Origin of the sequence: Enterococcus gallinarum NBRC 100675, from assembly GCF_001544275.1 — a bacterium.
Taxonomy (GTDB): domain Bacteria; phylum Bacillota; class Bacilli; order Lactobacillales; family Enterococcaceae; genus Enterococcus_D; species Enterococcus_D gallinarum.
Map to the genome: position 1 here is coordinate 1 of NZ_BCQE01000071.1, position 2,647 is coordinate 2,647.

Here is a 2,647-nt window from a genome sequence, read left to right on the forward strand (position 1 = left end):
GATAGCGATAGGTAAGACTTTGAGGTTATCTCCATCTTTTCCCCCGCTTCACACCGTGCATGAGAGTTTCCCCTCACACGGCGTTCCATCAACAGTAATTCATTTCTATTTCACTATTCCCAGCTAAAGCACGTAATTTATTCAGCTTTTCCAATGATCTTTCCTTTTTTAATACCAAAGGTAAATAATGAACTATCGTTTCTCTTTTAGTCGCATGAATCAATTTGTGTGTTTCTTTTGTAACAATCACAAGATTCTTATAGTTATCATTCCCACCAAGTGATAACGGCTTAATGTGATGAACTTCCATATTATCTTTTGATAAATTTTCACCACTAACATGACATTTTCCTTGTTGGGCTATGAACAGAGAGATTCGATTATCGTTAAATTCTACAGACTTATTCGGATTGGAATTTTCCAGCAGGTAATAAACGGTATGCATATCCATCTTTAATCTTTGATGAATAAACAGCCTACCTTCAGGCGTATATCGATTCCAGTCCTTCGGAAAGATTCTTGGCATTGTAAATTTTATCCCGGCTATTGGAAATAAAATCATGTTCGCTATGAATCGTTTCTTCCAGTTATATTGTTTATAGAATTTTTGATAGGTACTGGTTAGCGTTCCGTGCTTATTGCGAATATTTTTGGTTCGACAATCAAGACTTTTATTTACTGTGAAAGCAATATCTACAAAATCTAAGTTGACCAGAGTCGCAATTTTATAATAGTTATGCAAACCTAGAACAACAGAGTTGTACTTATTGACATTATCTACAGTTGGATTAGCGGCGATTGTTTTGATATTGTTCTTTAGTTTATCTACCGCATTAATCTTTGCCTTATCACACATTCGGCTTCGATTGGTATATCCGTTTGCTTTTCCTTTTTTCACTTTCAACTTGAATCCTAGAAAGTCAGAATAATTTTTTCTCAGATTAGTTACTTTTGACTTTTCAGGACTTATGTCTAAATCAAGTCGTACTTTTAACCATTGTTTTGTTGCGAGGAAAATTTTCTGGGCAGTATGATAATCTTTGCACATGATTTTGAAATCATCTGCGTAACGGACAATTTTGATTTCTTTCAAGTTTGAATACTTTCTTATTGATTGAGTTTTACTCAGCAGACTACTGTATTTTCTTTTGGTTGGAAATCCGTCCCACTGACTATCTATCCACCAATCTAATTCGTTTAGCACCACATTAGCTAAAAGAGGAGAAAGAATACCACCTTGTGGGGTTCCTTTGGTTGATTTTCCAATGCCTTTTACCTCTGCCTTAAGCATTCTCGACAATATTGAAATAAATGTCTTGTCTCGAATTTTCATTGTCCAGAGTTGCTTAAGCAATTTTCCATGATTTACATTGTCAAAGAAGCCCTTAATATCAATGTCCACTACATAGTGAAATCCTTTAAATGTCCATTGCTGAAATATCGCTATGGCATGGTGCGAACTTCTTTCTGGTCGAAATCCATAAGAATGCTTATGGAATTTTGCTTCCAAAATTGGTTCAAGGATCTGCTTTATGCATTGCTGTACTAATCTATCCTCAATTGTTGGGATTCCTAGCGGTCTGGTTTTACCATTTGGCTTTGGAATCTCGACTCTTCTGATGGAGTGAGGTTGAAAGTTGTTAAATCGATTTTGAACGTATTGAACTAATTGATATGGGTTTTCTTCACCAACATCAATAATCGTTCTTTTATTTGTTCCAGCAGTTTTACTGCCTTTATTGCTTTTGATATTTCGATAAGCCAATAAAATATTTTCTTCTTGTGTGATATAGCTCATTAAATCTCTAAACACATGACTGCCTTCGGCAGATAATTGATAGAGTTCGTCTTGAATTTTCTGAGTATCGTAATACTCATTGAACCTCAGTGCCTTTTTGTTACTAACTTTGACTGTCATTAGTTGGTTCCTTCCGTAATAATGAAGTTTTCCTATCTTAGTCTTACCCGAACCTAATTCATGAACAGTCAAATAGATTGAATTACTGTTGACTAGTGGCTATCCCTCCACAGCTTGTTATCACTGTTTCGTAGGTACTGTGCCACCACTTTCACTGAAATTAATGTAAGTTATAGTCAAAGCTTTTCCTTACAAACACTTCATTTACGAATAAGCGTATCCGTGTTTTCAGCTTACGACGTTCCGATAATTCTATCCGTACATCATACTTTTAGGTAATCCCTCTGTGCCTGTTTGCTTGATATCGCCTGTAACGATATAGGGAGTTTCATAGTGACCAGTTTTACTCCACCCCACAAACCCTACGATTTGTAGTAGCTGCCGTTAGACAACTTCGCGGTGTAGACACGTACATTCAGAATTTCGTCAGTGCTTTTCGCACATTCTTACCATGAGTATTTTATGGAAGCCCGACCTATCGGACACTCGACTACCTCTAGTTCGCATTTCCTTTCGTATTCTCAAAATACGATTAGGGCGTCTTCTCAGTCGACTTCTGCGAGCTCCAGACCATGAAATCCTTAATAATTTATCGCCTGTCGCAGTTTTAGCTAAAGCCTTTCAGGGCGTTACTCCGTCATTCGACTTTTCGAATTATCAGTTCTCGTTACAACTTTTGTTTTTGCGAGGTTGTAACTGCCTAACCTTTTCAGTTAGGAACGTCTCGCA

1 protein-coding gene is annotated in these 2,647 nt (G+C 36.8%); it reads right to left on the reverse strand.

The window, feature by feature from the left end:
* Window positions 1-88: 88 nt before the first annotated feature.
* Window positions 89-1,918, reverse strand: coding sequence for a group II intron reverse transcriptase/maturase (gene ltrA / locus EG2_RS18080; RefSeq protein ID WP_002335621.1), 1,830 nt, complete (start codon window positions 1,916-1,918; stop codon window positions 89-91).
* Window positions 1,919-2,647 lie beyond the last annotated feature (729 nt).